This is a genomic window from Helicobacter bilis ATCC 51630, assembly GCF_000686565.1.
Taxonomy (GTDB): domain Bacteria; phylum Campylobacterota; class Campylobacteria; order Campylobacterales; family Helicobacteraceae; genus Helicobacter_A; species Helicobacter_A bilis.
Map to the genome: position 1 here is coordinate 1 of NZ_JMKW01000072.1, position 7,510 is coordinate 7,510.

Annotated in this window: 9 protein-coding genes; all 9 read right to left on the reverse strand. The window is 30.9% G+C overall.

Annotated elements, in window-relative coordinates; translation table 11 throughout:
* Window positions 1–504 precede the first annotated feature (504 nt).
* Window positions 505–972 carry a hypothetical protein gene (locus T368_RS0110370; RefSeq protein ID WP_004084789.1) on the reverse strand — a complete coding sequence of 156 codons (468 nt, stop codon included), beginning with the start codon at window positions 970–972 and terminating at the stop codon, window positions 505–507.
* A 17-nt stretch (window positions 973–989) separates the two neighbouring features.
* Window positions 990–2,438 (reverse strand): TIGR02594 family protein, encoded by a 1,449-nt coding sequence (locus tag T368_RS16875; RefSeq protein WP_230455592.1) that lies wholly within the window; start codon window positions 2,436–2,438, stop codon window positions 990–992.
* Window positions 2,425–3,402 (reverse strand): hypothetical protein, encoded by a 978-nt coding sequence (locus T368_RS16880; protein ID WP_004084786.1) that lies wholly within the window; start codon window positions 3,400–3,402, stop codon window positions 2,425–2,427. Before T368_RS16880 ends, T368_RS16875 begins: the two co-directional genes overlap by 14 nt.
* A 64-nt stretch (window positions 3,403–3,466) precedes the next feature.
* Window positions 3,467–3,958, reverse strand: coding sequence for a hypothetical protein (locus tag T368_RS0110385; protein ID WP_004084784.1), 492 nt, complete (start codon window positions 3,956–3,958; stop codon window positions 3,467–3,469).
* A gap of 121 nt (window positions 3,959–4,079) precedes the next feature.
* Complete coding sequence (locus T368_RS0110390) at window positions 4,080–4,877, reverse strand: hypothetical protein (RefSeq protein WP_004084782.1); 798 nt, start codon at window positions 4,875–4,877, stop codon at window positions 4,080–4,082.
* Window positions 4,877–5,350 (reverse strand): hypothetical protein, encoded by a 474-nt coding sequence (locus T368_RS0110395; protein WP_004084780.1) that lies wholly within the window; start codon window positions 5,348–5,350, stop codon window positions 4,877–4,879. The genes T368_RS0110390 and T368_RS0110395 overlap by 1 nt, the downstream gene beginning before the upstream one ends.
* Window positions 5,351–5,363: 13 nt before the next feature.
* Window positions 5,364–5,648, reverse strand: a complete 285-nt coding sequence (locus T368_RS0110400) for a hypothetical protein (protein WP_004084778.1) — start codon at window positions 5,646–5,648, stop codon at window positions 5,364–5,366.
* A 24-nt stretch (window positions 5,649–5,672) separates the two neighbouring features.
* On the reverse strand, window positions 5,673–6,710 hold the full coding sequence (locus T368_RS0110405; protein ID WP_004084776.1) for a lysozyme inhibitor LprI family protein: 1,038 nt from the start codon (window positions 6,708–6,710) through the stop codon (window positions 5,673–5,675).
* Window positions 6,711–6,730: 20 nt separating this feature from the next.
* The coding region (locus T368_RS15950) for a bacteriophage T4 gp5 trimerisation domain-containing protein (RefSeq protein WP_027338474.1) at window positions 6,731–7,510 on the reverse strand (780 nt) is incomplete at its 5' end.

Genomic DNA, 7,510 nt, shown 5'->3' on the forward strand with positions numbered 1-7,510 from the left:
TTTTGCATTCTCTACTTAATGGATTTTATAAGCTTTTATTGTGTAGTTTTATATGCCTTTTAAGCACATAAAACATACTTTAATATGTAGTAATGTTTTTGTGTATTCTTTTGTGTATCCTTTTTTAGAATACATTCTAAAATACACATAAGATACAAACAAAAAACATCGAGCGGAAGTAAAAAAAGGGTTATAACATATAAGCATATTATAAAACACTTATGCAAAAAACCCTTTATACAAGGCTTTTATGTGTTAGTGTGTTTTTGAGTGTTAGAGAGAGTGTTTTATTATGTGTTAAAAAGTTAAAGTAAGTATAAAATACTTTTTAGATTCAGCAAATTGCCTTGCTGGATTATTGAGACTTAAGGGATGAAGGGCAAAGATTTTATCCCCTTTCACTTCCCCCCACTCTAATATTTCTAATTCATTACCATTGAATCTAAGGGATAAAGAGGGTTTGCAATCTGGCTTGGTGAGAGTGGTTGTTAAACAAGTATAAATCTACTCTTCTACTTCTATTTGAGATTTACACAACATATATTGTTTTGCATTATTTGTATAAAACCTTATTCCAAATTCATCTTTGACAGAGAGCATATTGTCGTTAAGTATTTCAATGCCAAACACGCTATATTCTTGTGAGTAGGAAGTAGTATTTTGTATGGGCTCATTTAAACACTTACTAACACCTATTTCGTTACAATTATGTGGTACAGAAATAGCTTTTATGGATATATGATTATTTTTTGTTTGAATATCTATAATTTTCAAACTTTCAGCCTCCATAGCAAAGTTACGAATCATTTTTTGCAATTTTTTATTTAATCTTAAGCTAAATCCACTTGCATCGGCTACTAAGCAATCTTTGCCATTCTCTTTATTTATTTCATAAAAATTTGTATCCCATAAATCCATTGCCTGTGCGTTGAGAAAGATTGTTAGAGATATATACAGCATTAGCTTTTTCATTGGTTTGCTCCTTATATTTAGTTTATATTAACCCGCACTTGCGTTACAATGTAATTTTTCTTACTTCCCATTTGTGTTTGTCCACTTAACACAAAATTAGATTGTATGTATAACTTATTATTGTCGCTTGTTCCCCATTGATATGTTTTTTCATTGATACTATGTGTACCAACTTCATAGAATAAATAATACAATTTTCCTTTTTCATCATATTTTCTGCCTACGATTACTATAAAGTGATCGGTTGTTTTATCGGTATTGTATGTATTACCATAGGTATGATCTACACCAACAACAATGGGGTAAGCATTTTCTAATTGTTCATTTATATATTTTACAGCCTGTTTTGCTTTCAAAACATCAATAGATAGATAATCAGTCTGAGTGTTTGCTTTTTTAATTTCTTTTGCTATCTGTAATGTTTTTTCGTATGGACCACTAACATCTTTTACACCTGCTTGTTGGACAGTGTATTTTGAAGCCCTAAAACAAGCTGTATTTCCATAATTTGGAACAGGTGGCTCAAATTGTGAAAACCACTTAACCTTTCCACCACTCTTTTCTCTCAAATCAATTTCACTTTTCCTTTCCCCATACCCCACCTCTAACTTTATTCTATTTGCAGCATATTTTCCTTGATATTCTAGCAATACATTTGCTAGTTCGCAGAAACTATCATCTATTAAAAGCTCTGTATTGATTATATTTTGCGTATTGTTATTTGTAATGGTTCCTACTTTGTTGTTGTTTTCATCATATATATCTAGATAATATATTTTTTGAGATAATGGGATAGGGGATATATTGTCTATTTGTATAAAATACTTTTTAGATTCAGCAAATTGCCTTTCTGGATTATTGAGACTTAAGGGATGAAGTCCAAAGCTTTTCTCTTTTTTTACCTTTCCCCACTCTACTATATGAAGTTCTTTCCCATTAAATCTTAAAGAGAGGGGATATTCAAGTTTAAGCACTTGTTTGACTTTACTGTTTGGAGCATTAATATAAGCAAAGATATGAAGATAAGTAGCTTTGTTTATATCAAAGTATTCTTTTTTTAAAGTAAGTGTATAGTATTCACATATATAAGGATTATCACTTCCTTCTTGTGTAATCTTTCTGTAATTAGGCTTTTGAGGAAGAATCTCATCTGTGCTTAAAATATATGCCCATTTCGTATTTGCTTTAGCTTCTTTGAGTTGTTCTTGTGAGAGCTTTGTATTATTATAGTGAGCTTGAAATGTAAGAGTGTCATTGGCTTTATAATGTATATACTTCTTGTCTTTAAAACTTACACTTTGTACAAGAACTTTGCTCTTGTTTTGTAAAGGAGGCTTTTTTGTGCTCAGTTTTGCATCTGTAATGATATAGTGTTGAGAGAGTTTTGCTTGTCTGTTGATTTGAAAGTTTGGATTAGCTGTTGTGGTTTGGTGTATAGGAGAATAACTCATTTTAAAAGCCTTCACACTGAGAACTTACCTGACTTTCGTGGATTACTCCATAGATTGCCTTACTTGTATCTTTTGCTTCTGGTGGGATATAAGCTACTTTTAGCCATTTGGGATTGGTGGAATCTACACCGAGAGACAGTAATATTCCTTGATTTTTAAGCTCATTTCCTCGTGCATTACAATCATTTAACATCGTATCTTTTTGTATTGCTTGCAGAATCTTGCCATTAGGGGAGTTTCGTAGATTAATGTAGGAGTCTTTGGAGGCGTAGGATAAAATATTATTACTTAAACCCATAGATTCTATAAGTTCTCTTTTGTTTGGATATTTGAAGATTATATTACCCAACAATGAGATATTCTTCACGCTGCCAAAAAAATTCCATTCATCGCCATCGTGAGTAGTGATATTCAACTCTTTAAGTATGCCATTTGCCCTAACTCCGATAATTGTTAAAGGTTTAGATTTTGATATATTAAATAATTTTTGCAATTCTTGGTTGTTAAACTTTGTTATATTTATGTAGGCACTTTCTGGTATAAGCGACTCTTTAGTAGAATACAGCTTATTTTTAGGAATAAGTCCAGATTTATAATATACTTTATCAAAAAACAAAACCCATTCTTTGTGGATTCCGTTCCAATCTTTCCTTATGGAGTATTGCAAAATTCCATTGACTTCTAAATTGCCCTCAAAGCGGTTATGGGTGTGTCCTTGTGGTGTTTCTTTGTTTTGCAAAAGTGCTTGTGTATCTTTGGTGTGTTTAAGTGGTGTAGCATTTTTTGGCAAAGGAGTGTTTTGTTGCAGCTCTTTGAAGTAAAGATTTTTAGCATTAATTTCTATTGTATTATGACCATAAACCAAAGGTTGTTCTTTCGTCTCATCTTCTGGAGTAATATTGAATGCGTGAGCATATGATAGTGATAACACTAAAAGATATATAATGCTCTTTTGCATATAAAGCTTATGGTGTGTCATTATAGTCTTCCTTTATAATAAGTTTTTAGTTTATATTAACTCGCATTTGAGTTGCAATGTAGTTTTAGAGTTTGCATACGGTATCGTTACCCTTTACAATAGCAATATTGCCATTACCCATATCAGAAAAATACACATAGTCGCATTGAGTTTTCATATCAAAACCATAATATATTTCCAAAGATGTATTGCCTTTCCATACATATTGAATCAAATAATCATCGTCTTCTTTTTTCAAGTTTTGCAACGGGAGTTTTTCAAATAACCATTTTTCACCAGCATACTGCATATAAGCCTTATAGGCTTCTTGTATATCCTTAGCTCCTATAATTACTTTTTGTGGAGCACCACAAGCAATCCATTTTTGCAATTTTATCCAATTATCTTCTCCGCATTCTTTCCTTGCCTCTTCTATAAATTCTTGCTCCATAGGACTACAATACTCAAACAATGTTTCTATGTTCTGCGTATATGTGCAATCAACCCTATACCATTGCCATATATACTCCTCGCCAAAAGCAAAATGTATAAGCAAAAGAAATAAAAGTTTTTTCATTTTTAATCCTTTTTGTAAGATAAGTTTCTGCGTATTTGGGTTACGACATAATGCCTATTCATATTGTGCGCAGGTGTTCCGTGTAGTGTATTATTCTCAATGTAAAATCTATTATCATCGCTTATACCTTTGTCTTTATATCTCGTGCCAACTTTAAAAGAGTATCTTCTTTTGTTTTAGCGGTAAAATTCTGAATATTTTTATTAAGTTCATATTCTCTATAGCGTATCGTTTCCTTTTTAATATTTAAATAAGAAAATATATCAAATATAAGTTTTATTTGATTAATATTTGGATTAGATAAATAAATATCTGCCTCATCACAACTTCTAGAAATATATCCTAAGTAAGTATTTATATTTGTTTTATATCTTATAATGAACCAAGGTAAAAACCTTGATTTTTTAATGATAGAATCTCGCATATTATCGTTTATGTTAACAAATCTACCGTGATAGTGTAAAGACACCAAGGAAGCCTTTTCTTTGCTGTATGCTAACAAATTTTCATTAATATTTTGCGATATATATTTTCTATATGAATCGAAAGTTTTTTCTAAAATCTTTCGAGCCTGTTCTTGTGTAAGTGAAAAATTAAATACTTTATTTTGCAAATAACCTTTCACTGCATTTGGTTCTGTAAAACTCTTTTGATTAGACCTATATCTTTCTATAATTTCATAGAAAGTTAGTTCTTCATCGCCTATTTTTAATTTTTTAGAATTATTGGGTAGGTATTCCTTCAAAAGCAATTTTGGGTTGCTGTTTGTTTTTAAATCAAGACCATACCCAACAGTTACATTACCAGCAATATGTATAGTATTTTCTTGTTTATAATTTAAATTCTCAAAAGCAATAAGAAGTCTTGCACATTCTTTTTTGTAGTCATCTTCGGTGAGTTCTTTAATACCATAAAGCATTATAGCGATTCCTTCTTATAGATTGTATTCCATTGAAATATAGTTCCATTACCGCACATTGTGTAGCATATAGAATCAAATGCTTCTTCATCTTTTTCAAACACGATACCTTGATTATTCTTAATAATACGAATTTTACAATGCGCAAAATCTTCATTGTCGCTAATTAATGTAGCAACAGTACGAGTGGAATCCAAAAAATGTATTTTGCCATTAAGCATACATTGACTTAATATCCTTCCAGCAACAGACTCGTAACTAAAATCGCATTTATTTTCTCTACATAATGCAATGTCAATCCAGCCAAAATATCCATTAAACTCTTCATTTCCTTCTTTTTCTCCATTGCTAGAGATTTCATATCTCCCCTCCCAAGACCAAGAAGTAGGCTTAGTCACCTCATTTAACTCTGCCTTCGCTAGATTTAAAAATATAAAAGAAATGTAAAATAATATACTTAATTTATGTATCATAGAATCTCCTTTCTCATTTTATAAACTCATCAATAATAGCTTTATTTTCTAAATTATCTAAAGCCTGTATATTGTTCTCGCTTTCAACTTCTCTTATCTCCCCAAATACACCAAGTTCATTTAAAACTGCGACAAGCCAAGTCCTAACTTGCAAATTAATCCCATAACCTATGGTTAAATACCCGCTACCATCTTTCCTTGCTTTATCGTTGTAGGGGAGTTTTCTAAAACCCTCTACAACTTTAAGTAAATTTGAGGTATCTTCTAAATAATTTCTATTTTCTGTTGTTTCAAACATTAATCAATCCTATAAATTTTTATTTTAGTAGGTGCATTTTAGTTCTCTTTTGTTGCCCTCTAAGAGATAAATGCGTGTTTCTGGATAAGTAGAATTCTCATCAAAATTAAATCTACCACTCCAAAGAGTAATATAATTTTTGCCTTGAAATTCCATAACTCCATAAGTTAAATAGCTTAATATAGGAATTTCAGAGTCAAATACTGCTTGTTCTGGTATTCCTGAAATTTTATTGCTTGGTAGGGCATATGTAGTAAATGCTATGTGAGGCACTTCATTAACCATTACAATTTGATAACTAGTTTTTTCTCCATGAAAATGCAAATCATCTCCATAGATTTTATCACTTGCCTTTGCATCTAACTTACCATTTTTATATATCCAAAGTGCACTAAAATATTCCCCATCTGAAAGAATCACATTATCTAACACTCCATCATTATTAATATCAATTTTTCTTTTATAGACTCTAGGAAAACCGATATAAGGACTTTTTTCTTTGATAGCTTTTGCCATTTCTTCTTTTATAATCTCTCTTTTTTCTGTGCAATAACGATAAAAAACACCATATTGATTATTTGCTCCAAAAGCACAAAAACCTATACTAAAAGGAGGATTGACAGAGGGGGGAACTTCTTGCCATTTATTCTCATCAAATTGATCTTTTCTTGCATATTCACATAATTCTTTATTATTAGAATCTAGCACTTCTCCTAGAAGTTTAAGTAGTTGTGTAATGCGTTCTTCATAAGCACCTGTTATAGAATTAACCTTATCCAAATTTTTAATAAAAGCTCTTTGTGAATCTAAAAGATCTTTTAGTCTTTTTTCTTTATCAGGAAACTTAGAGATTTTTAACTCTTTTCTTAATTGTGTATAGACTTCAGCCATATAGCGATCTAAATTTTTTAACTCCTCACTTTCATCATTGCATATTATCTTTTCTACCTTGCTTTTTGCTTTAGCACAATCAAAGCTAGGTTTAGCTTCTTTTGGGGATTGTGCATTAGCACTAATGGCTAACATTAAACACAATCCTAAAACTATTAAAAACTTTTGCATAAGAACTCCTTTAATTTATTTTACTCTGCTTTAAGCTCTCCACCTTTAACCACAAGTCCATTGGAATCTATAATGACTTCAACTCCACCAGCTTTTATTATAACAGAGTCTCCCTTAGCAATGATTTGGGTATCGCCTACTTGGTGAGTTATTTGATTGCCAGCATTGATATTATAATCAGATTCAAATAGTTGTTCTGTATTATTTGCACTTATAGATAGTTGCTCTTTGCTTTGGATATGTGTATTTGTGTTTGAAAAAATATCAATAGCTCCAGTGCTTGTTAGTGTATGATTAGATTCTGTGTTAATATTTACATCCTTACTCACTCTTATATCTAGGCTTCCCTCCACCACCTCACTTTTATTTCCTTTTATATTCCTATTTTCATCTTTAGCTACGGTAGTGTTTTGATTAGCTCCAACCTCCACACTCCTATCTCCCCCAACATACTCACTACTATCCTTAGCCACTCTTAGTTTATTACTAGCTCCTACATTTAGAGTATTACTTAATCCTACTATGGTATCTTTACTTAGTGCTACATTAGTAAGATATTCTCCTCCAACTCTTACATCTTTTAAACCTAATATTTCTTGCTTATGATATTTAGTAATAGATTCTGTGTAACTTCCTTTTACTTTAGAATCTTTATTGTTTTGTATAGTTTGAGAGAAATTATGTTTTATATATTCATTATAGTCTTTTTGTGCTCTTACATAGATTTCTTCATTATCTTTTATATTTGATAGGGTAAGTTCATTATAACCTTGTTCAATGGTGTTTGCTGTGTTTGAATG

Bases quoted from the DNA above. Each gene is read 5' to 3' on its own strand.
- T368_RS0110405 (WP_004084776.1), bottom strand. From the start codon at position 6,710: ATGCAAAAGTTTTTAATAGTTTTAGGATTGTGTTTAATGTTAGCCATT.
- T368_RS0110370 (WP_004084789.1), bottom strand. From the start codon at position 972: ATGAAAAAGCTAATGCTGTATATATCTCTAACAATCTTTCTCAACGCA.
- T368_RS0110385 (WP_004084784.1), bottom strand. From the start codon at position 3,958: ATGAAAAAACTTTTATTTCTTTTGCTTATACATTTTGCTTTTGGCGAG.
- T368_RS0110395 (WP_004084780.1), bottom strand. From the start codon at position 5,350: ATGATACATAAATTAAGTATATTATTTTACATTTCTTTTATATTTTTA.
- T368_RS16880 (WP_004084786.1), bottom strand. From the start codon at position 3,402: ATGACACACCATAAGCTTTATATGCAAAAGAGCATTATATATCTTTTA.
- T368_RS0110400 (WP_004084778.1), bottom strand. From the start codon at position 5,648: ATGTTTGAAACAACAGAAAATAGAAATTATTTAGAAGATACCTCAAAT.
- T368_RS0110390 (WP_004084782.1), bottom strand. From the start codon at position 4,877: ATGCTTTATGGTATTAAAGAACTCACCGAAGATGACTACAAAAAAGAA.